The 1,544-nt window shown below is 39.6% G+C and carries 1 protein-coding gene; it reads right to left on the reverse strand.

Translation table 11 applies throughout. The features are described from left to right. Positions 1–35: 35 nt before the first annotated feature. Positions 36–1,298, reverse strand: a complete 1,263-nt coding sequence (locus H5090_RS20495; protein WP_076926144.1) for an IS110 family transposase — start codon at positions 1,296–1,298, stop codon at positions 36–38. Positions 1,299–1,544: the final 246 nt, after the last annotated feature.

A 1,544-nucleotide genomic window follows, 5' to 3' on the forward strand; every position in this document is an offset into this window, starting at 1 on the left:
TAACAACACGCCCTGAGGTGGACGACTAGTAAAATTTAGCTATTAACTGCAAATTTTAAAAGTGGTGAGCCTCTGCGTTTTAAGGCCGCTAAATACGTCGATTCATCGTAGGGTGTATTCGTTTTCCAACACCTAAATACAATCCTTATCCATTTAAATGCCAGTGATCTAATTATGCTGTTATGCGGCTTACCCTTGGCTTTTTGTTGCTCATAATACGCTTTAGCCCAAAACGAATAACGAATAGAAAAGCCTGCCCATTCTACAAATGTTTGCCTTAAAAAAGTGGGGCAACTATAACGCCAATGAGTCCACATTTTTTGGCCACTGCGCTCAATAACAGGCGCTATACCCGCGTACTTTTGAAGTTCTGCAGCATCATTATAACGCGCACGATTACTCCCAAAAGCAACAAGTAAACGTGGGGCGAGTTGTGGACCTGCACCGGGTAAGCTATCAAATATCTTTTTATCTTGCTGGGCTTTATAAGCCGATTTTATTGCTTTATCGAGCTTTTCAATACCTTTTAATAACACTTTAAATTGCGTAATAAGCACTTCAACGAGCATTTGATTAGGCACAATGACGCCTTCATCCAGAGTTAATGGCATTGAATTTTTAATACTGTCTAATCGTGCATTATTGACCGTGGAATAGTGTGAGTTATGACTCTCAAAAAAGTCGAGTAAAGTCTGTTTTCTTGCTTTTTTAACCGCAGTGAGTGACGGCCACTTCTGAATGAAGTCGCAGAATATATACGTGTCCTTTTCTTTAAACCATTCAAGTGCCTGCGGGTAATAATTTTTTAATGTCGCTGTTATTTTATTGGATAAATCGACACTGTCTTGCACTAAACTTCGGCGATATTCAACAAGCTGAGACAGCGTTCGCATAGCTGCTGACTCAGGCTCAATGACAGACAGCTTATCCATGTGTAACGTGAGAATTTCAACTTGTACAAAGGCATCTGATGGGTCATCTTTTGCGCCACTGGGCGTAAAAGCCTGGCGGTATTTAGCAACAGCACAAGGATTCACGGTAAATAAAGTAAGGTGGTCGTATTTAGCTAATGCATAAATAAGCGGGCCTTTTTTAAGCTCACAAACAATTGCTATTTTCTGCTCTGGATAACGCTGTTTAATATCCATAGCCCATTCATGCAACGCTTCAGGTGTGTGTTTAATAACGGTGTAATGATATTTATTAGTGCCTGTTGGGTGTTCACAAATATCATGTTTTTTATCGGCCCAATCCATGCCAATGAGTACAGCAAAATTATCAACGTTATATGCTTTCATTTTATAGCGCCTACGGTTAAAGTTAAGGACGGAATGTGCTTAAATCTCGTTTCTCGCAGGTCTTATAGATAGTCTTGGTCGGCAATCCCTGAGTATGCGTTTTGAAATCGAGGTGCTCTGTTGGCTCGAACGTCTTGTTAAAAACATTGGATGTTTGTCATTCAATATTCGTAACCAACAGAAGCATATTCCACTTAATATAATAGTCAGTTACTTTTAAATTAAGTGGCTTGGTCGAACTATAAG

Origin of the sequence: Pseudoalteromonas sp. SR43-5 (genome assembly GCF_014163835.1) — a bacterium.
In the GTDB taxonomy this organism is placed as follows: Bacteria; Pseudomonadota; Gammaproteobacteria; order Enterobacterales; family Alteromonadaceae; genus Pseudoalteromonas; species Pseudoalteromonas distincta.